This is a genomic window from Niveispirillum irakense DSM 11586, from assembly GCF_000429645.1.
GTDB lineage: Bacteria > Pseudomonadota > Alphaproteobacteria > Azospirillales > Azospirillaceae > Niveispirillum > Niveispirillum irakense.
In genome coordinates this window covers 300,814-321,324 of sequence record NZ_AUCG01000022.1, presented here as the reverse complement: position 1 = coordinate 321,324, position 20,511 = coordinate 300,814, and the positions used below count along the sequence as shown (strand labels likewise).

General features: G+C 64.1%; 13 protein-coding genes and 1 pseudogene. 5 read left to right on the top strand and 9 right to left on the bottom strand.

What is annotated here, in order from left to right; all coding sequences use genetic code 11:
* Window positions 1-184: 184 nt before the first annotated feature.
* The 6 genes from G473_RS29260 to G473_RS26585 all read right to left on the bottom strand — a co-directional run bounded on the left by G473_RS29260 (window position 185) and on the right by G473_RS26585 (window position 8,534).
* Window positions 185-1,192, bottom strand: a complete 1,008-nt coding sequence (locus G473_RS29260; protein ID WP_029013295.1) for a helix-turn-helix domain-containing protein — start codon at window positions 1,190-1,192, stop codon at window positions 185-187.
* A gap of 103 nt (window positions 1,193-1,295) precedes the next feature.
* Window positions 1,296-2,231: a helix-turn-helix transcriptional regulator gene (locus G473_RS0111995; protein WP_245580049.1), complete on the bottom strand. Its 936-nt coding sequence runs from the start codon at window positions 2,229-2,231 to the stop codon at window positions 1,296-1,298.
* A gap of 136 nt (window positions 2,232-2,367) precedes the next feature.
* A complete protein-coding gene (locus G473_RS26595) occupies window positions 2,368-4,149 on the bottom strand; it encodes an ABC transporter ATP-binding protein (RefSeq protein WP_210163302.1) in 1,782 nt (593 codons plus the stop codon).
* A complete protein-coding gene (locus G473_RS0111985; protein WP_029013293.1) occupies window positions 4,143-5,879 on the bottom strand; it encodes an ABC transporter ATP-binding protein in 1,737 nt (578 codons plus the stop codon). The genes G473_RS26595 and G473_RS0111985 overlap by 7 nt, the downstream gene beginning before the upstream one ends.
* A gap of 10 nt (window positions 5,880-5,889) precedes the next feature.
* Window positions 5,890-7,443: an MDR family MFS transporter gene (locus G473_RS26590; RefSeq protein WP_051330191.1), complete on the bottom strand. Its 1,554-nt coding sequence runs from the start codon at window positions 7,441-7,443 to the stop codon at window positions 5,890-5,892.
* Entirely contained in the window at window positions 7,440-8,534 is a 1,095-nt protein-coding gene (locus G473_RS26585; RefSeq protein ID WP_051330190.1) for an HlyD family secretion protein, read from the bottom strand. The genes G473_RS26590 and G473_RS26585 overlap by 4 nt, the downstream gene beginning before the upstream one ends.
* Window positions 8,535-8,751: 217 nt before the next feature.
* Between G473_RS26585 and G473_RS0111970 the strand changes: the two genes are divergently transcribed.
* Together G473_RS0111970 and G473_RS26580 are read left to right on the top strand one after the other, a co-directional pair.
* On the top strand, window positions 8,752-9,633 hold the full coding sequence (locus tag G473_RS0111970) for an ABC transporter ATP-binding protein (RefSeq protein WP_029013292.1): 882 nt from the start codon (window positions 8,752-8,754) through the stop codon (window positions 9,631-9,633).
* Window positions 9,630-12,731: a hypothetical protein gene (locus G473_RS26580; RefSeq protein ID WP_051330189.1), complete on the top strand. Its 3,102-nt coding sequence runs from the start codon at window positions 9,630-9,632 to the stop codon at window positions 12,729-12,731. Before G473_RS0111970 ends, G473_RS26580 begins: the two co-directional genes overlap by 4 nt.
* Here the strand turns inward: G473_RS26580 and G473_RS0111960 are convergent.
* Both G473_RS0111960 and G473_RS0111955 read right to left on the bottom strand, forming a co-directional pair.
* Window positions 12,723-13,931 carry an MFS transporter gene (locus tag G473_RS0111960; protein WP_029013291.1) on the bottom strand — a complete coding sequence of 403 codons (1,209 nt, stop codon included), beginning with the start codon at window positions 13,929-13,931 and terminating at the stop codon, window positions 12,723-12,725. The two genes, G473_RS26580 and G473_RS0111960, sit on opposite strands and share 9 nt — an antisense overlap.
* Window positions 13,932-14,088: 157 nt before the next feature.
* A complete protein-coding gene (locus G473_RS0111955; RefSeq protein WP_051330220.1) occupies window positions 14,089-16,233 on the bottom strand; it encodes a TonB-dependent receptor in 2,145 nt (714 codons plus the stop codon).
* A gap of 369 nt (window positions 16,234-16,602) precedes the next feature.
* Between G473_RS0111955 and G473_RS31000 the strand changes: the two genes are divergently transcribed.
* The 3 genes and pseudogenes from G473_RS31000 (at window position 16,603) to G473_RS26570 (ending at window position 19,130) form a co-directional block, all read left to right on the top strand.
* The gene (locus G473_RS31000; RefSeq protein ID WP_029013289.1) at window positions 16,603-17,181 is read left to right on the top strand and encodes an STN domain-containing protein; all 579 of its coding nucleotides are present in this window, start codon (window positions 16,603-16,605) and stop codon (window positions 17,179-17,181) included.
* Window positions 17,181-17,828, top strand: a complete 648-nt coding sequence (locus tag G473_RS26575; protein ID WP_051330188.1) for a PepSY-associated TM helix domain-containing protein — start codon at window positions 17,181-17,183, stop codon at window positions 17,826-17,828. Before G473_RS31000 ends, G473_RS26575 begins: the two co-directional genes overlap by 1 nt.
* An 81-nt stretch (window positions 17,829-17,909) precedes the next feature.
* Window positions 17,910-19,130 (top strand): annotated as a pseudogene (locus G473_RS26570) (IS256 family transposase).
* A 51-nt stretch (window positions 19,131-19,181) separates the two neighbouring features.
* Here the strand turns inward: G473_RS26570 and G473_RS26565 are convergent.
* The gene (locus G473_RS26565; protein WP_342665655.1) at window positions 19,182-20,417 is read right to left on the bottom strand and encodes a tyrosine-type recombinase/integrase; all 1,236 of its coding nucleotides are present in this window, start codon (window positions 20,415-20,417) and stop codon (window positions 19,182-19,184) included.
* Window positions 20,418-20,511: the final 94 nt, after the last annotated feature.

The window sequence follows — 20,511 nt, the reverse complement described above, 5'->3', positions numbered from 1 at the left end:
CCCCGATGACCCGCTTCAGCAGCTTAGTAAGCACACGTGAGGATGCGACTGCCTATCAGTAGCGATTGTGGGGATGCATAGGCAAAGAGGAATGCTGTCGCATCCGGCACAATTGCTGTCGCGTAAGGCAGATGGCTATCAATTCACCGGTGTTCGCCAGCATGACTCGCCGGGCGCCGCTGTATCAGTGGCGTGTTGTCAGATCGGCACTGTTACCGGCCGTCCCGGTCGGGGGGTACCCGAAGCGACGGCGAAAAGCTGCGGCGAAGGCCGACGGGCTCGCGAAGCCCACGCGGTATCCGGCTTCTGCCGCCCCCAATCCGTGTTCTTCAATCAAGATGCGGGCGATGGCCAGCCGCTGATCCCGGACATAACCGAAGATGGTGGCGCCGAACATGGCCTTAAATCCGGCCTGAAGGGCATTACGGTTCAACCCTACGCGACGGGCCAGTTCCAAAGTTCCCGGTGGATTGGTCAAATCGGCGTCCAGCAACGTTCGCGCATGAAGGACGGCATCATGGTGCCGTCGCCCCAGGCCCCGCAGCAGAGCTTGATCCTGCCGCAGCAACTGCAGCGAATGAAACAGGATCTGGGTGATGGCGCTTTCCCGGAACAGCATACCTAACGGACCGCGATAGGGCATGTCGATCAGCCCAGCACTCAGTTGTATCAGCAGTTCGCTGCGGGGCAGCGTAAGGGTATGCAGTCCCCCGCTCGTCAACATGTCCAGCAGGTCAAGATCGGCCCCCTGCATGGCGATGGCAAACTGCTCAGCCAAATGCGGGCTGATTGTCAGCCCGACCCGGACACCCTGTTCCCCCGCCCGCAGGGTGCGGGAGCAACGCTGGGCATGGCCAAATCCCAGGATTTGCATGCAACCGTTCTCCGCCGGAGGAACGATGCCGGTTTCGGTGCGGAACTGGCCATTGCCGCCGCGCAGCAGCAGGGCCAGCATGATCGAACGGTCGATTGTCCGGTCGATGGTGGTGTCCCTTATTGCCGTCAGGTCGCAGGCAGAACCAAGCAGGCCGGGCTGCACCTGCTCCATCCACATCCAGCCGCGAAACTCCCCATCCAGTGCGCGCTGTCCGCCGGTATCCCCGGCAGGATGCGTCAGATAAAGGTTTGCGACTTCGCGCACGATGTCGGTAACGGCGAACTCCCCTTCGATCAGCCGTGACCGCATCTGCATGTCGGCATTCCTGTCTGTTCGTCTTTGGATGGCCAGAGAGATTGAACGTAATTATGAATGAGTTTGTGTAGAAATAATGCATTGATCCATAAAAGTGATGTTATTAATGTCGATCATACTTAGGAAGTATTCCGAACTGTTTGCGATAGGCTGCGCTGAAATGGCTGATATTGCTGTAACCCATGGTCATGGCGACTTCCGTGACATTATGGTTTCGCAGTAGCAATCTGGCATGTTCCATCCGGTGTTTCTGGAACAGCGCATAGATACTGCTGCCGAACAGGGTTTTGAAACCCTGCTTCAGCTTCAACTGGTTCAACCCGACTTCAAGTGACAGTTGCTGAATCGTTGGCGGTGAACTGAGATCCTGTAGAAGGCGGTCCCGTGCCATCATCACCCGCATCTGCTCCCGCTGTGGTAACGTCGCCGACCGTTGGGTGCCTTCCAGGGAACTGAAATGGGCACCCAGGAATTCCAGGGCAGCGGACTGCAGTAGCAATTGCTGACATCGCGGGTGGTCCAGCCGGCTGGCCAGGATATGGGCTGCGTGCATGATCTGGCGGTTGTTTACGCTCTGACGAACCAGGAATCCCTGGCGGATATCCGGTTCGATCCGGTCATAATCATCCGCCGCCACATCGGCCAGCGCTTCGGGTTCCACCATCAGATCCAGGCTGATGTAGTCCTTGCCATAGCGGGCGCTGAAAAACTCGCCGGGGGCGAAAATGATATGGCCGGAGCCGACATCCGGCTGACAGCGATGGTTACGCACTTCGGCCTGTGCCATGTCCTGCATCAGACAGGAGAAATGTACATAGCGGCTGTTGCTTTGCATCCGGCCCTGCGTCAGTGTCCGCCCGTTGCCGCCATAAAGCGCTGCGACCATGCCGGGGCGCAGTTCCACCAGACGGCAATTGATGCTCTCCAATGTGTCGTCCTTGCTGCAGGACTGTTGCTTGAACAGGGCCTTTTGATCAGCCTGGGATAGAAGCGGCTCGCCGCAGCTTACGCAGTCGCTCAGCGGAGTTCTCTCATTCATGGCGTAAGGCCACCCCTGCAACGGATTGCGGTCAGGACACGGGAAGCAGCCTACTTGATAACGATTCTCAACTCTATGTCGATCACCTGGAGACAGGGGGCGGATTTTGCAACCCTGACATCCCCTGGTTTGTGTATCAGGGCGATGGTTGGTCACGGGCGGGTGCCATCGGTTGATCTCTCGGCAGCAGGCGCCAGCCTTCCGCCCGCTGACGTTCATGCCAGAAGGCGGCATAGGCACCACCGGCCTGCATCAATTCCGCATGGCTGCCAGCCTCCGCCACATGTCCATCGGCCAGCACCAGGATACGGTCAGCCATGGATACGGTGCGCAGCCGATGGGCGATCACCAGCACCGTGGCCCGCCCGCGCAATGCTGCGATGGAGCGTTGCACATAGCGTTCATTTTCCGGGTCCAGCGCCGCCGTCGCCTCATCCAGCAGCAGGATGGGGGCCTGCTTCAGCAGGGCGCGGGCGACGGAAACCCGCTGACGCTCCCCACCCGACAGCAGGGCACCGCCTTCGCCCACCCGTGTCTGCCAGCCCTGCGGCAGGCGGGCGACAATCTCTGTCACGCCGGCCAGATCGGCGGCATGGCGCAGTTCCGCCTCTGTCGCATCGGCCCGGCCCAGGCGCACCGCCTGTTCCAGCGTGCCGTCGAACAGATAGACATCCTGGGTCACGGTGGCGATGGCTGCCATCAGGTCGGCGGTGGCAACCTCGCGCACATCGGCCCCGCCGACGCGCACGGCCCCCGCCTGCACATCGAAAAACCGCATGATCAGGCGGATGATGGTGCTTTTGCCGGCCCCGGACGCGCCGACAATCGCCACCATGGAACCCGACGGCACCTGGAAGGACAGGCCACGCAGCACCGGCTGTGCCGGATCATAGCCGAAATGGACCTCATCAAAGGCGATGCTGCCCGGCTGATCCATCCGGGCCGGTTCAGCCGGTTCCGGCAGGGGCTTTTCATCGAAAATGGCCGCCAGCCGGCGCAGGTCATTGCCCGCCATGCGGAGCAGCCCGCTGCGCGCTGCCGTCTCCGTCAACGGGCCGGCGAAGCGGGCGGCCAGCACCAGCAGCGCCACCAGCCCCGCCGGATCGGCGGCCCCGCTGGCTGCCAGCGCCAACCCGGTCAGGATCAGCGCCAGAAAGGCCAGTTGCACGGCCAGTCCGCTGGCAAACAGGCGGGGAAAGGTCTGGTCCAGCATCGATCCGCCGGCCTGTTTTTGTGCGGTGATGGCGGCCTCCAGCGGCGGATAGCTCCCCAATGCCTGGCCAAAGGCGCGCAGAGCCGGCTGCTGGCGGGCGAATTCCACCACCCGGCTGCCGGCTTGCGCTGCGGCATGGTCCACGGCTTCTTCCGTGCGACCGATGGCGGCGGATGCCCGGCGATGGGCCAGCAGGATCAGCGGGGCCGACAACAGGGCGCACAGGCCCAACCGCCAGTCAAAAATCAGCATGGCCAGGGCGATGATGCAGGGCGTCACCAGCCCCGTCACCACCGGGGTCAGCAGATGGGCGAAGATGTTGGTCACCATCAGGGTGCCATTGGTGGCGCTTTGCGACAGCCGCCCGATCCGTTCCCCGGAAAACCAGCCCAGCGGCAGGGTGGCCACATGGTCGCCCAGCCGCCGGTGCAGACTGGTCAGCACCACCAGCGCCAGATTGAAACCCTGCATGGATTGCTGATAGCGGGCGATGCAACAGCACAGTACCACGCCGCCCAGCGCAAGCAGCCAGCCGGTCAGCGCCCCCATGTCCAGCGGTTGGGCCAGCAGGGCGCGCAAAACCGGCACCAGCAGGGTGACGGCCAGCCCTTCCAGCACGCCATAGGCCAGCAGCCAAGCGAAATAGCGGTACAGCGCACCCCGCCGCTGCGGCCCCAGGATTTTCAGCAGATCGGCGATCAACATGCGGGTTCCCCCTGTTCGGCCTGCCACAGGGCGGCATAGAGACCGCCGCTTGCCAGCAGCGCACCATGCCGGCCACATTCCGCGATGGTGCCGTCGCGCATCACCACGATCTGGTCGGCCCCGGCAATGCTGGACAGGCGATGGGCGATCACCAGCACGGTGCGGCCACGGGCGGCGGCGGACAGGGCGTCCTGAATACGCGCCTCTGAATCCGGGTCGGCATGGGCGGTGGCTTCATCCAGGATCAGGATCGGCGTGTCGGCCAGCAGGGCGCGGGCGATGGAAAGCCGTTGCGCCTCCCCGCCGGAAAGCTGCGCCCCGGCCCCGATGATGCTGTCATAACCCTGGGGCAATTGCTGGATACGGTCATGGATCTGCGCCGCCCTGGCCGCTGCCATCACCGCTGCCATGGGGGATTCCGGGCGGCCCAGGCGGATATTGTCGGCGATGCTGCCATGCAGCAGCCCCACCTCCTGCAGCACAAAGCCGACATGGCGGTACAGTGCCTCCCCGGCAATGTCGCGGACATCGATGCCGCCGATCCGCACCACCCCGCCGCTGACATCGTGGAAACGGGCCGCCAGCTTGGCGAGCGTGGATTTACCGGCACCCGACGGGCCGACCAGGGCCGTGACCGTGCCGGGCCGGCAATAAAGATCAATACCGGACAGGGCGGTTGCCCCGTCTGGATATTGGAAACTGACATTGTTAAAACAGATGGTGGCATCGCGCGGCAGCCTTGGATGCACCGCCGCCGGCAATTCCGGCGTGCGCAGCAGCGTATCGATGCGGCTGGCCGCTGCGGCAGCCTTGCGCTCGGCCATCAGCCCCTGGTTCAGGGTCAGCAGGCTTTGCGGCAGGATCACCGCCACCATGATTTCGGCCAGCAGGTCCATCGGTGCGATCTGGCCATCGGCCAGCAGCCAGGCCCCGCCCGACAGGCTGACCAGCAGGATCACCGGTACCGACAGCGCCATGGAGGTCAGCGCCTCCAGCCGTAGCAGCGGCCTTACCCAGCCGGCATAGCGCTGCGAAAAGCCATCCACCGCCGCACGATAGGCGCTGTGCGCCTCTCCCGCGCGGCCAAAGCCCTTCACCACGGCGATGCCATGGACAAATTCGACAATGGCGGTATTCACCTGGGCGAAGCTGGCATCCAACTGCGCCATCTTGGCCCCGAAGCCCCGCATCATCCAGCCATAGGCAAGCGCATAGATCGGGAAGCTGGCGACCGCCAGCAGGGCCAGCCGCCAATCCAGCCAGACCAGATAGGCAATACCCCCCAGCGGCAGGGCGATGGCGGCAGTCAGATCGACATAATGGTGGGCCACCATATGGTGAAGGTCTTCCAGATCGCCCTGCACCGCCTTGCGCACGGCCCCGGTGGTGTTTTCCGCGTACCAGCCCAGCGGCACCCGCCCCAGCTTGGCCACCAGGGCACGGCGCACATCAGCCTGGATGCGATGGTCGGCAATATGCGTCAGCCACAGGGCCGCCCCATTAGCGGCCCAGCCGATGAACAGGCCGGCCACCACCAGCGCCCCCAACCCCGCCAGGGCCGCCCTGTCCTGTGAGGAACCGGCCAGCAGCAATTCCCCCAGCCGGGCGATGAAGATGAAGGGCAGCAGTTGCGACAGTGCCCCCACCGCCCCCAGAACCATGCCCAGCCGCACCAGACCCATGGCAGGGCGGCGAAGGGCGGCTAGGGGTGAGTCAATGATCGACGTCATTACCGTGACCTCAAGCCTGATCGAGTAGTCTCGGCGGGGGCCGGTGCGGGCGCAAAATGAAGGCCAGCAGGCTGACCGCCCCCGCCCCGGTGCCCAGCAGCCAGAACAGGTCGTTGAAGGTCATCACCGACGCCTGCTGGCGGATGATACCCGCCAGCAGGCGCATTCCCATGGCGAGATTCCCGCTGCCCAACTGGCTGATATAGTCCCCCGTGGCGGGGGCGTTGGCGGACAGGGTCTGTTCTAGATGCCGACTATGCAGCCACATCCGCTGATCCTGCAGCATGGCGATACCGGCCAAAGCCAGGGAACCGCCGATGTTACGGGCGGCGTTGAACAGGCCGGCGGCATCGGCGGCCAGATCGCGCGCAACCGCCCCCATGGCCGCCTGGTTCAAAAACAGGATGGCCAACACCTGACCCACCCCGCGCATGATCTGCGACAGCACGAAATCGGCCCCCACCGCATCCGCCGTCAGCCCGGATTCCAGCCAGCAACTGGCGGCCATGATCATCATGCCGGTGAACACCGCCACGCGGGCATCGAACAGGCGGAACAGCAGGGGGGCCATCGGCATCATGATCAGGCTGGGCAATCCGGCGATCAGCACGATGCTGCCCGATTGAAAGGCAGTGTAGTCGGCCAGGGCCGCCAGGAATTGCGGGATCATGTAGGAGGTGCCGTACAGCACCATCCCCATCAGCACCCCCATGGCGGCCACAGCACCAAAGGCGCGGTCGCGCAGCAGGGACAGCCGGATCACCGGCCTTGCCGCGTATTTCTGCCCCAACAGCAGCAAGATCAGCCCCAGCAAGCTGGCGACGGACAGCCAGCGGATCAGGCTGGATTCAAACCATTGCTCGCGCTGTCCTTCCTCCAAAACCAGGGTAAGCCCGCCCAGCGCCAAGGTCAGCCCCGCCACGCCCAGCCAATCAGCCTCCTCCAGCCGATCCAGTTGGGCGCGTTCATGGCGCAGGGCCGTGAACAGCAGGAACAGCAGCACCATCCCGATGGGCAGATTGATGAAAAAGGCATAGTGCCAGGACAGATATTCCGTCATCAGCCCGCCGACCAGCGGCCCCAGCACCGGCCCCAAAATGGCCGTCATGCCGAAAATTGCATTGCCGATGGGCTGGCGGGCCGGCGGCAGGCGGGTGGCGATGATGGTCATGGCGGTGGGGATCATCGCCCCGCCGGTCAGCCCCTGGCCGGCACGGGCGAACACCATCAGCCCCAGACTGTCCGACAGGCCGCACAGCATGGAAAAGCCGGTGAAACCAAGGGTCGCCCCCAGCAGGAAACTGCGTAGCCCGAACAGGCGCGACAGCCAGCCACTGAGCGGGATGATGATGATTTCCGCCACCAGATACGCGGTGGCGATCCAGGTTGCTTCCGTTGCCGTGGCCCCGATTTCCCCCTGGATGGTGGGCAGGGCGGCATTGACAATGGAAATATCCAGCGTCGCCATGAAACTGCCGAGCGCCCCGGCGATAACGGCCAGCCAGGCCCCCGGTTCCACCTTAATCGGGGGCGGTGTCTGGGGATCGGCGATGCCCCCACTCACGGTGCCGACCCGGTGGCGGCCACCTGCGGGGCTTGGCTGGTGGCGTTGCGCGTATCCACCGATACCGTCACCGACATGCCGGGCACCAGCCGGGCGGCCCCGGCGGTATCGGTCAGGGTGATGCGCACCGGCACGCGCTGGACGATCTTGGTGAAATTGCCTGTGGCGTTCTGTGGTGGCAGAATAGAAAACTCAGCCCCCGTACCGGGGGCAAAGCTGGCGACCTTGCCCTGGATCGGCTGATCGGGGAAGGCATCCACCATCACCCTTACCGGCTGGCCCGGCTGCATATGTTCGACCTGGGTTTCCTTAAAATTGGCCTCGACATAGCGCTGGCGGGCCGGCACCAGCGTCAATAACCGCTGCCCGGCCTCCGCATATTGGCCGGGGCGGGCGGTCAGGTCGCCGATAATCCCGTCAATTCCGGCGCGGATCAGGCAGGCCGCGACATTGATTTCCGCCGCCCGCCGCTGGGCCTGGGCGGAACGCGCCTGGGCTTCGGCCTGCAGGATACCGGCTTCCAGCGACTGGATATGCTGTTCGGCCCCAGACACCGCCGCCTGCCGGGCGGCCAGGGTGGCGCGGGCCTGGCGTTCCTGGTTGCGCAACTGGTCCATCTGCTGGCGGCTGCCGGTACCGCTGGCGGCCAGCGGTTCGTAACGGCGCACCTCGGCCTGGGCGAAATCCAGTTCCTCCCGCGCCACAGCCAGTTCGGCCACCACCTGTTCCACCAGCGCCTTCTGTTCGCCCACCTGGGCGCGCAGGCTGTTGGCCTCGGCCTCTGACACGGCAATCAGGGCCTCGGCCTCCGCCATCTTGGCCTCGTAATCGGCGCTGTCGATGCGGGCCAGGGGTGTGCCGGTGCTGACTGTCTGGTTGGCAACCACAAATACCTCGGCCACGATCCCGGCCACCTTGGGCGCGATGACGGTGAAATCCGCCTTCACATAGGCATTGTCCGTCGTCTGCTGAAACCGGCCATAGTGCAGATAATCCCAACCCAGCCAGCCACCACCGGCCAGCAGCGCGCAGGCGACCCCCAGCATGATGATTTTACGGCGGTGGCGGTTTGGTGGGGTGTCACTGGCCATGGGTCTTCCGGGCAGGGGGAGAGGGCAAGGGCCGGAGTGATAATCACCCGCAACTTTGCCGCTACCCTGATCGGGGACGCTTTCACTCCGATCGGGTCAATTTTCCAGCCATCACGCAGTTTCAGCCCGATCCGGGTAGCGGTTGCACCGAACCGGGCAGCGGCAGGGGATAAAACCCCTATCGTCGGTCGCTTCACCATTCTGGGGGAGCATCGCCATGGCACTGCCCGGCCTGCATATTGTCGATCTGCACAAGACCTATCGCAACGGCGTGAAGGCGCTTGATGGGGTGTCGCTGCATGTGCCGCCCGGCATGTATGGGCTGCTGGGGCCGAACGGCGCAGGCAAAAGCAGCCTGATGCGCACGCTGGCGACGCTGCAGCGCCCCGATGCCGGCCAAATCCTGCTGGATGGGGTGGATGTGCTGGCCGATCCCCAGCATCTGCGTTGTCGCCTGGGCTATCTGCCGCAAACCATCGGCGCCTATCCCGGCGTTTCGGCCCGCGACCTGCTGGACCGGTTCGCCTGGCTGAAGGGCCGCACGGACAAGGCCGAACGCCGGGCAGAGGTGGGGCACCTGCTGGAAAAGGTCAATCTGGCTGAGGTAGCGCATCGGGCGGTTTCCACCTATTCCGGTGGCATGTTGCGCCGGTTCGGCATCGCCATGGCGCTGATCGGCCAGCCGCGCCTGTTGATTGTCGATGAACCCACCGCTGGGCTGGACCCGGCGGAACGCAACCGCTTTCACCATGTGCTGGCCGATGTGGCGGCGGATGCGGTGGTATTACTCTCCACCCATATTGTGGAGGATGTGGAGAATCTGTGCGCTGGTGTGGCCATCCTGGCCGGGGGGCGCATCCTGGCAAAGGGCACGCCGGATGAACTGGCGGCCCGCTGCGCCGGTCGCCTCTGGTCCCGGCTGGTGCCGCGCGGGGAGCCGGTACCACCGGCCCTGCATCTGGTGGCCACCCGTGCCGGCACGCGGGTGGTGGCGCTGGGCGACACCCCGCCCGACCCCGCCTTCACACCCCATCCGCCAAGGCTGGAGGATATTTATTACATGGCCCTGGCGCAGGCCGGTTGTGGGGAAGCGGCATGAGTGGCTGGGCGGTCATGTGGCGGGAAGCGGTGGCGGAATTCTGCGCCGGCCTGCACAGCGGCATCGTGCCTCTGATCTTCATCGGCCTGACGCTTTATCTGCTGATGTGCCTGACCAATGCCGGCTATGTGGAGAAGATGGGCGGTGGAGAAGTCCCCCGCAATGCCGCCAGCCTGATCTATCTGATGGCATCGGGCTGCATGTTCTTTCTGTTCTTCGCCTGGGCCTGGGTCTTCGCCCGCCCCCTGCTGGGCGACCGGGCGGTGTTCCTGCATGAGGTGGTGCTGGCCCTGCCGGTGAACCTGACGGCCCTGCTCTGGGGCCGCTATCTGGGGGCCGCCTTGCTGGCGGTGCTGCTGTCGGCGTCGATCCTGGTCGGGTTCCTGGTGACGCCGGTGCTGGAATGGCTGTCGCTGGTGCCCGATGGTGCCATCGGGCCGGTGCCCTGGATGGCGTTGGGCTTTGCCTTCCTCTGGCTGCTGTTGCCGGCGGCCTGTGGCTTGGGTGCGCTTTACTTTTTGGCAACGCTGCGCGGGCGGGGGCTGGCCGCCCCCTTTGCCGTGGCGGCGGGGTTGATGCTGCTTTGGATGTTCGCCGTGGTGGTGCTGAAGGAAGGGCATATCAACCCGGTACTGGGGGCTTCCATCGACCCGTCTTTGTTCACCCACGCCTTGCAGACGGTGGAGGGCTGGGGCCCGGCGCAGAAATCCACCGGCCTGTTGCCGCTGGATGTGCCGCTGCTGGTCAACCGCGCACTCTGGTGCCTGTTACCGCTGCTGGCCCTGGGCTGGGCGCTGGCCCGCACAGGGCGGGAGGATCTGGCGCTGGAAAGAACCGCCCGCCAGCGGAAAGTGAAGAAAGCGGCATTGTTGCTGCCCGCCGGGCCACGGCCCCCAGCGCTGGATGGGACGGGCCGCCTGCACTGGGGCCGCGCCTTGCTGGCAGAGGCGGCATGGCAGGCGGGCCGGCTGCTGCGGGGCCGGGCGTTCCGGGCCGGGGTCTTGCTGTTGCTGGCGCTGGGTGTGCTGTCGGCCTTTATTCATGGTGTCTGGCATGCCGAAGGGCCGATGGTGCCCCGGCTGGAGCTGGCCTTGCCGCTGTTGAAAAGCGCCATCTTCCTGGTGATCGCCTTTGCCGTGGCAGCCCTGGCCGGTCTGCTGGCGCGGGCCGATGATCTGCCCGGCTTTGGCGAAATGCTGGATGCCGCGCCCGCCCCTGATTATGTGCGTCTTTTCGGTCGCGCGCTGGCGGTGCTGGCGGTCACGCTGGTGCTGTCGCTGCTGCCCGGTCTGTCGGGCTTGATCGTGGCGCTGTTGGCGGCACCCTGGGCTGCGGTCGATCCCGGTTTTGCGCTGCTGTACCCCTTGTTGATGCTGGCTCCGCCGCTGCTGGAACTGGCGATGCTGGCGCTGCTGCTGCACGCCATCTGCCGGCGGGCCGGGCTGGCCTATGCCGCCTCCATGCTGCTGACCTTCTTCCTGGTGCTGAACCATGAGCTGGAACTGGTCAGCTTCCCGCTGGCGGAAATGGGCATTGCGCCCAAGGCCAGCCTGTCCGGGCTGACCGGCTGGGGACCGTGGCTCTCCTACCTGCTGGCGCTGGACGGGTTCAAGCTGGCGCTCTGCCTGCTGCTGGTGGTGCTGGCCGGGCTGGCCCTGCCGCGCGGGACGGAGGAACGCCGCCTGTCGCTGGCAGGCGCGCGCCTGCGCGGGCCGGTGGGGCTGGCGGGGGCGGTGGCGCTGCTGCTGCTGGCCGCCATCGGCCTGCCCTTTGCCAGCCGGCTGGATGCCGATGATGGCGGCCATTCCCGGCATAGTGCCGAGTTGGAGGGGGCGGCCTGGGAACGGCTATGGACAGCCGATTTGCCACCCTGGCATGTGGCCGGCGGCGACCTTCGCCTTAGCATCGACCCCGCCAGCCGCGTGGTGCGGGGGGAATGGCGGCTGGACGGGGTGCAGGGCCAGCGGCTGGATGCGGAATTGCCGCATGGGTTCCAATTACAGGCGGCCAGTATCGGGGGCCGTTCGCTGCCGGCAACGCAGGTGGCCGACCATTTGATCCTGGAGTTGGGGGATTGCAAAGACTGCGGCCTGGAACTCCGCTGGACAGTGCAGGTGCCGCAATGGTCGGCAGAAGGGAAACCCACTTGGCTGACGGGGGCTGGCCTATGGCTGCGTGAAAGCGATATCGCCCCCCGGCTGGGGCTGGACCCGGCCCGGCTGCTGCGGGCCGCCTTGCCCCGCCAGCGCCAGGGCCTGCCCGCTGATATCCCGTCGTTGCCCGCCGCCCTTGCCGTGCCGGCGGCGGGCCTGGCACCGACGGGCAACTGGCGCTGGCAACTGGTACAGGGGGAAAATCTGATCGGTCAGGGGCGCAGCAATGGCCCGCTTGCCTTTGCCGGCCTATGGGCACCCGGGGCCATCACCCAGCGGCTGGATGGGGTGGAGGTCAGCCATGATACCAGCCGCAGCGGCATGGTGCCGGCCCTGGTGCAGGATGTTGCGGCCATGCGTGCCTGTGTGGCCCATTGGTTGGGCACGGTGCCCCCTGTCACCCGTTTGGCGCAATGGCCGCGTGGCCTTAGCCAGACGGCGCGGGCGGATGATCTGCTGCTGCTGGCCGAAGCACCGGGCTGGGATGTGGCCGATCAGGGCACGGGGCGCCGGTTGCGCCGGGTGGAGATCGCCACCGCCCTGGCCCGCGCTGAACTGCTGGCAAGGTCCGATCTGCGGCAGGGGCCAGGTTCTGTCTGGCTGGCCGATGGGGTGGCCGGCGCTATCGGGCTTGCCTGTGTGCGGGAAACGGATGGGGCAGACGCTTTCGCCCAGGTGCTCGCCCGCCAGCAGGAAAAAGCCCGGCTGGCCGTGGCCGGCAGCGATGTGCCTGTCGGCCCGCTGGACAGGGCCGCCCCCAATGGCTGGGCGTCTGCCTATGCCCCGCTGGCGGCGCTGGATTGGCTTGATGGGCAGGGGCCGGACGGCATCACCCGGCTGTTGGATCAGGTTCGCCAGGGGGCGACGGTGCCGGCAGCGCTGGAAACATTGCTGGGGCGGGAAGGGGCGGCCCGGTTGCTGGCCGCCGCCAAGGCTTCAGGATAAGGCGGCCATCGTCCCGTCGCGATAATGCCGGGACAGCAGCGCCGCCGCCACCGCGGCCAGCACGGCAATGCCCAGCAAGCCCAGATAGCCAAGTGATGCTGCCAGCCAGGCGGATGCCGACATGGCCGCCATGGCGAACAGCATGTTCACGCTATATTGCATGGTGTAGTCCGTCGCCGGCGTTTCCGGGGAGACGTGATCCATCATCAGCGTCGCCAGCACGGTCGCCGCCGGGTTGTACAGCAGGAAAAACAGGCCAGCGGCCAGACTGACGGCCAGATCGCCATTCCAGCCCAGCACCGGGGCGGCGATGACGGCCACACCCGGTATCTGCAGCAGGGCCGCCCCCAGCATCACCCGCCGGCGCGGCCATTTCTGCAGCAGCCAGCCGGTGGCCATGGCCGCCGCAATGCCCAGGGCCGACCCGATGACATTGACGAAGAAACCGATCCGATCCATGCCCCAGCCGGCATCTACCAGAATGGGCGTGATCAGCGCATAGCCCAGGCTGCTGCCGATCGGATAGATCAACAGCAGCACCAGCCAGCGCCGCCCGCCCGGTCGCCGCCAGAAGGCAGCCAGACAGCGGAACGGGTTGGCATGAACCACCCCCGCCGCCGCCTGCACCGGTTCCTTAAAGAAAACAAGCTGCACCAGGGAGATCAGCGTACCGCCGGCCAGCAGCAGCATCGCCCCCTGCCAGCCCAGCCATGGATAGGCCAGCAGCACCAGCCCACCACCCAGCATATTGCCCAGCAGGTTGCCGGAAATCTGGATGCCATTGCCCAGGCCCCGGTCGGATGCGGCCAGCAGCCGGAAGGCCAGCCCATCCACGGCGATATCCTGGGTGGCGGAAATCACCGCCACGCCCAAGCCGAGCAGATAGACGGTGGTGAATTCCGTCTTCAGATCCACCTGTCCCATCAGGGCCAGCACCAGGGCCAAGGCCGTCTGGGTGACGATCAGCCAGACCCGGTAATGGCCGTGCCGGCCAAAACTGATTTTGTCCACCAGGGGGGCCCAGATGAATTTGAAGGGCCAGACCATACCCAGCATATAGACCATGCCCACCTGTTCCAGGCTGGCTCCCTGTTCCATCATGATGGCAACCAGCGCCACCACCAGGAAGCCCAGACCCAGATATTGCGTGGTGTAAAGGCTGGCCAGCAGCGCCCAGGCCGACGGCGTGGTTTTCGTCATGATGCCCTCACAGAGCGTGTTCCCGATAACCGGAAACACGCTCTTGCGTTTAGGTTTTCCTCAATCGCCGGCGCCGCATCCGCGGCTTGGCTAACGCGGCACGTGCCGCGCGGCGGCAGTCGCCGCCGAAGCGGCTTTCGGCCAGCCGAAAACCGCTTTAGAAGCTGTGCGACGCGCCGATGCCGATCACCCGCCCCCGCGCCGGGGCACCCAGTTGGTGGATGCTGAAATCGGTGAAGGCCAATTCGCCATAGCCATAAACATCATGCTTGCTGTCGAACAGGTTGGAGGACCAAAGGTAGAATTCGCTGCCGCCGCTGGACAGACCGATACGGGCATCCACCTCCCCATAGGCGTCCAAGTCGAAATTATTCTGGGCATCGGCGGGGCGGCTATCCACCCAGCGATAGCCGATGCGCGCATTCAGCAAAGTGGGCTGCCCCGCCAGACCGGCGTCAGAAACATGCCCTTCATAGGCAAGGCTGCTATTGGCACTCCAGCCCGGCACATCGGGAACTTTGTTGCCGGCATGGATATCGCCTGCCGTCAGGCCCAGCACATCATCGCGGATTTCCGAATTCACCCGCACCAGCCCGGCGGTCAGCACCAACCCTTCGGTGATGCGCCAGCTTCCTTCCAGTTCCGCGCCGATGCTGCGCACATCGGCATTCACCACCGACATGGCAAAGGTGGCGCTGTCATATTTCAGGATATGGTCATCCTTGATCTGGTTCAGGAAGAAGGCACCATTCAGGCTGAAATCGCCCCCGACCGGGGCGGTTTTGAAGCCGATTTCCAGACTGTTCACGGATGCGGCCTTGTAGGGCTCACTGTCCGAAACGCTGGTGGCCATATAGGAAATACCACCCGACTTATAGCCGCGTGCCAGCGTGGTATAAAGGTTGGTATCCTTAGCCAGTTCATAGGACAGGGCCAGCCGTCCGGTGGTGTAGCTGTCGGACAGGTCACGCTTATCCGGCGTGGTGGCCTTCGTATTGGTGTTGATGTAGCGCGCGTCGTAATCCTTGCTTTCATGCGACTGGCGGATACCGCCTGTCAGTTTCAGCGCTTCGGTCAGCGGATATGTCGCTTCCGCAAAGACGCCGATGCTCTTGGAGGTGAAATCACGGAAACGCTGCTGGCCCTGCAAAGGGTCGCGCGTGTCGAAGGACAGGTCGCTATGGGTGCCAAGCACCCCCGCCACCCAGAACAGACGTGAATCCGGCAGGGAAGCCAACCGCAATTCCTGGCTCAAGCCCGTTTCCTTGGAACTGTCGCGCACCAGATATTCCATCGGCATCCCGTACATGGTCTGGTAGGTGACCGTGTCATAGGCCTTCCAGCCCACATAATCCAATGTGGTGGCCGCCGTGACGGAGGTGAGGCGGGCAAAGCTGAAATCATGATTGATTTCAGCCGAATAACGCCCTGCCGTGCGCTTATTCTCATCAAAGGCACCGGGTGTGATATCCAGCGACGGATCATCGCCATAGGGGCGCAGCAGGATCATGTTCAGATAGCCTTTGGCCTGCTGCCCCTCCACGGTCAGCAGGGCGTCGGTGCCATTGCCATTGTCCCAGGCCAGGCTGAAACGCCCCGCCAGATCGGACATCTTGGTCAGCGGCTTGCCATCGCGGGCATTGTCCACCCAATTGTCAGCCTCGTTATAGCGGACGGCGATGCGGGCGCTCAATTGATCGCTGATGGCACCACCCACGGCGGCCTCACCCAGCCGATGCCCTTCCTGCCCGATCTCCCCCCGCACATAGCCTTCGGTATTCTGCGTCGGCTTGGCTGTGATGACGTTGATGGCGCCGGCTTCGCTGTTGCGGCCGAACAGGGTGCCTTGCGGGCCTTTCAGCACCTCCACCCGTTCAATATCCAGCGTGCCCAGCGACAGGAAGGCGGTGGACAGGGCCACCCCGTCAATATTCAGCACCACGGAATTGTCATCGGCGCTGACCTTGTAGAGCGAGCCGACACCCCGGATGCGGACATTATAATCGATCGGCCCGCCAGAGGCGTTGATATCCAACCCCGGCACCGACAGCAGGGTTTCCGACAGGTTCTGCAGCCGAGCCTCGGTAATATCCTGCCCGCCGATCACACTGACGGCGAAGGGCACTTCCACGGCCTTTTCAGCACTGCGGCGGGCGGTGACGACAATCTCTTCCCCCACGCTGGCCATGTCCGCCACCTGGGCGGCGGTGCTGGTGGCCTGTTGCGCGCCGGCGGTGCCGGTCAGGGCCAGGACAATGGAGATGGCGGTCAGGCAGCGTGGGCTGTACAGGCGCGTGGACATGGGAAGGATGCTTTCTGATGGATGAAGCGGTTGTGGGGTGGGGGGAAGGGTCATAATTCCCCCGGATGCCCAGCGAACCAGGCGGCCAACACCCAACCACCCGATTTCTGTGACGATATCGGTGGGATCGGTGCAGATTCCCTGTTCAATCAAGGCATTATCCCTCGACCCGGCTACCGTAGCTGGGAGAACCAGCAGTGGATGATTACTAGGAATGATAATTATTTTCGGGACCACCAAGTCTGCTCCCCGAACCCGTCTACAAATCCCCCTATTGGGAATTATCCTGACGCGATGAGGGGCATGGTCGTGAGTGCAAGGTGGACACCCTCGAAAACCGCCGATCTGCCGTGACATGGCATACAGGAGGTGGCGCCGAACCGGCGTGACGGGGCAGGTGATGCCATCCGTGGACAGGTTGACGTCATGGTCAATATCGCGCCGCCATCCGCCTATGCGCGGATGGCCATATTGAGTGTGGAGAAGGTGTTCGACGTTCCGGGCCTGATTGCAGCGGGGCTGTCGGAAAGCCCGGAATTGCTGCGTTCACGGTTTTCCGAAGTCGGAGTGGGAATGTGTCGAGACGGTGGTTCAGGATTGTTCGCGGGGATCATCATCACTGCCGATCCTGACCTCCTGCGCGGAAAGCAGACACCGGGACTTTCCGGCCGCCTCACGCCCGCGGTCGCGCTGGAGCGTCTTCTGGCCGGCACTGGCCTGCGGGGGCAGGCGGGGCCGGGCGGCACCTACAGCCTGTCGCCGCAACCGGCTTCTGTCCGGCCCGCCACGCGCGAGCAGGAAGCGGCGGGTGATGTGGCTGAAATCGTGGTTGTCGGTGTGCTGACCGATATTGCCATCGACCAGCAGGAGATCGAGATGCGGCAGGCATCCGACCTGTCGGACCTGTTCCGGCAGGTGCCCTCCGTCTCGGTCGGCGGGGGCCGGTGATGGTCTGGATTCTGGGGTTGATGGCCTTGTTCTGGATCATCGACCATATCATCGCGACAGCCCTTTCCTTCCCCGCCTTGGCCAAATGGCGCGCGTCCTTTGCCGTGGCCGGGCGGGGTTTCAGCCTGAAATGGCTGTTCGATCTGCACCGTGCCGGGGGCTTGTGGCTGTTTGCGATCACCCTGATCCTGGCCGTCTCATCCCTGCCCCTGACCTGGCACGAAGAAGCACGGGCTGCGGCCCGGCTGCTGGTACCGGTTTCGGAGCGTCTGCATGACGCGTTTCCACCGCAGCCGGTTGCAGCGCCCACGATCGGGGTGGAGCAGGCGGTCGCCCTGGCCGGTGGCGTGGCGGACAGCGTGGTGCTGCTGCATCGCTATGGCGTCTATGGCGTTCGCCGTTTCGACGAACGTGACATGGATGGCTATGGTCGATTGTGGGTTTATGTGTCGATGACTGATGGCAGCCTTCTGGGAAGCCGGCACGACCGGGGGGAAGGGATGGGCGATCTGTTCTTTGCCTGGCAATACCCGCTGCATTCCGGCAAAGGCTTGGGTCTGCCCGGCCGGATTCTGGTGCTCCTGGCGGGGTTGGCCACCGCCGGGCTGTGCATCACAGGGCTATGGCTGTGGTGGCGGCGACGCTAGGCGTTCTTCGCGTCGCGCCTGTGGGGACTGTCAGGAATTCCGTGCTTGTCGGGGCCATACTGAGGCGAAAGGAGCTTCACAATGGCACGACGCAAGGACCCTATTATCCCGGACGCGCTTCTGGACCAGTTGCTGGCTGGAGGTGAGGCGAAAACGGCGTTTGACCAGAACGGTCTGCTTGACCAGCTGAAGAAGGCGCTTGCTGAGCGGGTGCTGAAGGCAGAGATGGATCACCATCTTGCCGGCGATGAGAGCGGCAACCGTCGCAACGGGTATGGGCGCAAGACGGTGCTGACGGACACGGGCTCTGTGGATCTGTCGATTCCGCGCGACCGGGCCTCGACGTTTGATCCGCAGTTGATCGGCAAGTACCAGCGGCGGTTCCCCGGGTTCGACGAGAAGATCATCTCGATGTACGCGTGAGGCATGTCGACGCGGGAGATCACCGGTCACCTGCGGGAATTGTACGGGATCGAGGTGTCGGCGGACCTGATCTCGGCGGTGACGGATGCGGTGCTGGAAGAGGTGGCGGCCTGGCAGAACCGACCTCTGGAAGCCGTCTATCCGCTGGTTTTCCTGGATGCGCTGCGGGTCAAGATCCGGGACGAAAGCCTGGTGCGTAACAAGGCGATCCACATCGCCATCGGCGTGCGGGCGGACGGCGCCAAGGAGGTGCTGGGCCTGTGGATCGAGCAGAACGAGGGGGCGAAGTTCTGGCTGCGGGTCCTGAACGAACTGAAGAACCGGGGCGTGGAGGACATCCTGCTGGCCGTGGTCGATGGGCTGAAGGGCTTTCCCGAAGCGATTGCCGCCGCCTTTCCGGAGACAGCTGTGCAGACCTGCATCGTCCATCTCCTGCGCCACAGCATGGAATTCGCCTCCTGGAAGGACCGCAAGCCGGTCGCTGTCGCGCTCAAGCAGGTCTACGACGCGCTTGACGACAAGGAGGCCGAGAAGGCCCTGGCCGCATTCGAGGAGGGTCCATGGAGCCGGAAATATGCCGCCATCGGCAAGGCCTGGCGCCGAGCCTGGCAGGAGATCATCCCGTTCTTTGCCTTTCCCCGCGAGGTCAGGCGCATCCTCTATACGACAAACGCCATCGAGGCCCTGAATTCAAAGCTCCGCCGAGCGGTTCGCGCCAGGGGGCATTTCCCCAATGACGACGCAGCGCTGAAGCTGCTGTTCCTGGTCTTGAACAGGGCCGAGAAAGAGTGGAAAATGCCCCCCAGGGAATGGGCCGCCGCAAAGGCGCAGATGGCCGTCCTGTTCGGCGAAAGGTTCACAAAGGCGATGATCGCCTGATTTGAAACCGCCCCGACAAGCACGGAATTCCTGACAGTCCCCGCCTGTGCTTCAAGAACAGCTGGCATTGATTAAGTGTCGCCCCGTGATTCTGAACCGGCGTCCTCGACCTGAATCGAGCACTTGAAGGCCAGCGGCCTGCTTTGCAATTAATCCGGACACCTTTTCGGCCGCATTCCTGACCGGATCAAGCGCCAGATGGGCATACCGGGCAGTGGTCTGCACCTGCGTATGGCCCAGTAATTTCCCGATCATCGGCAACCCTTCGCCCAAGAACAGCGCACCACTGGCAAACGAATGTCGCAAATCATGAATGCGGACATCGTTCAGCCCCGCCAGATGCCGAATGCGCCGCCACGGTGGTTGCAGGTCTGTCAGTCTGGCTCCCTCCATTGTGCCCGTTATGACCCATGGATTATCCGGCAGCTTTGGGATGGCACGGAGGACGGCAGCGACAGCCTCTCCAAACAGAACGACTTTGGCCCCCGTTTTGGAATCCGGCAGCCTGAACGCCTTGGCCTGCCAGTCGATATAGGCCCACTTCAAGGTCATGATTTCGCTAAGCCGACAACCCGTCAGCATCAGCAACCGGATGGCAGCGATGACGGAAACCGGCTCCGATTTCGCTGCTTCCAACTCGGCCAGTGTCCGCCCCAGTGCCGCATATTCGTCCGCGCTGAGGAAGCGCTCCCGCTTCTCCTCCGGGAACTTCTTTACGTGCAGACAGGGATTGCTGCCGTCAGGTCGAAGGCCCCAGACTTCAGCCAAATTGAACATCTTGGATAACACGCCAAGGGTTCTGTTGGCTTGATACGGGATGTGCCGCAGCGAATGGTGCAGTTCCGCAATATCCCGGCGCTGGATGTCCGTGACCCGGCGGGTCCCGATCTTGGGATTGATGAACAGCTTCACCGACCGTCGATATTCATACTGGGTCGAAGGCTTGCAGCGTACAGCAACATGCTCTTCCAGAAACCGCTCTCCCAGCGCCTTCATGGTTGGGGCCTTCCGCGCCTGATCGAGTTCCTGTGCCGGATCGCGCCCATTCTTCGCTTCGGACAGGATTTCATAGGCGCGTGCCCGCGCATGGTCGGCGGTTACAGGGCCATGTTGGCCAATCGTGATGAACCGCTGTTGCCCGTTGATCCGGCATTTTACGATATAGACCTTGCGGCCAGTCGGATGGATGCGGACGCCGAACCCCCGCAACTCGTCATCCCAGACCACTTTCAGGGTTGGACCGGCAGCCGCCGAATCTACGGAACGTTTGGAGAGCTTTGCCATCATCCATCTCCAGAAACACCGGAAACGCCTTCCTGGTGCTTGGTATCAGCTACCATATAGCTACCAGATGAGATAAAGTCGAAGCGCAGATGATGGT

Bases quoted from the DNA above. Each gene is read 5' to 3' on its own strand.
- G473_RS0111955 (WP_051330220.1), bottom strand. From the start codon at position 16,233: ATGTCCACGCGCCTGTACAGCCCACGCTGCCTGACCGCCATCTCCATT.
- G473_RS0111970 (WP_029013292.1), top strand. From the start codon at position 8,752: ATGGCACTGCCCGGCCTGCATATTGTCGATCTGCACAAGACCTATCGC.
- G473_RS26595 (WP_210163302.1), bottom strand. From the start codon at position 4,149: ATGTTGATCGCCGATCTGCTGAAAATCCTGGGGCCGCAGCGGCGGGGT.
- G473_RS26575 (WP_051330188.1), top strand. From the start codon at position 17,181: ATGGTCTGGATTCTGGGGTTGATGGCCTTGTTCTGGATCATCGACCAT.
- G473_RS0111960 (WP_029013291.1), bottom strand. From the start codon at position 13,931: ATGACGAAAACCACGCCGTCGGCCTGGGCGCTGCTGGCCAGCCTTTAC.
- G473_RS26580 (WP_051330189.1), top strand. From the start codon at position 9,630: ATGAGTGGCTGGGCGGTCATGTGGCGGGAAGCGGTGGCGGAATTCTGC.
- G473_RS29260 (WP_029013295.1), bottom strand. From the start codon at position 1,192: ATGCAGATGCGGTCACGGCTGATCGAAGGGGAGTTCGCCGTTACCGAC.
- G473_RS0111985 (WP_029013293.1), bottom strand. From the start codon at position 5,879: ATGACGTCGATCATTGACTCACCCCTAGCCGCCCTTCGCCGCCCTGCC.
- G473_RS26565 (WP_342665655.1), bottom strand. From the start codon at position 20,417: ATGATGGCAAAGCTCTCCAAACGTTCCGTAGATTCGGCGGCTGCCGGT.
- G473_RS0111995 (WP_245580049.1), bottom strand. From the start codon at position 2,231: ATGAATGAGAGAACTCCGCTGAGCGACTGCGTAAGCTGCGGCGAGCCG.
- G473_RS26585 (WP_051330190.1), bottom strand. From the start codon at position 8,534: ATGGCCAGTGACACCCCACCAAACCGCCACCGCCGTAAAATCATCATG.